At 54.2% G+C, this 240-nt stretch carries 1 protein-coding gene; it reads left to right on the plus strand.

Going from position 1 to position 240, the window contains the following annotated elements; all coding sequences use genetic code 11:
- Nucleotides 1-240, plus strand: a 240-nt coding sequence (locus tag HBA93_RS23225) for a transposase domain-containing protein (protein WP_286202167.1), incomplete at both ends; no start/stop codon positions are given.

Below are 240 nucleotides of genomic sequence, written 5' to 3' on the forward strand. Positions count from 1 at the left end.
GTTTGACGGAAACTGAATGCAAGGAAGCTGTCCGTCTCGTTATTGGCGACATGGTGGAGCAATGGGGCATTCCAGAGGTCATGACACTGGACAACGGCCGTGCCTTCGCCTCCAAGTGGATTACAGGCGGAAGCCAGACCCGATATCGCTTTAAAGTGCGGGATGAAGACCCTGAAGGTCTGCTGACGACCCTTGGTGTTCATACTAGCTGGACACAGCCTTATTCCGGCCAATCCAAGC

Source organism: Ochrobactrum sp. SFR4 (assembly GCF_019730395.1).
Taxonomy (GTDB): domain Bacteria; phylum Pseudomonadota; class Alphaproteobacteria; order Rhizobiales; family Rhizobiaceae; genus Pseudochrobactrum.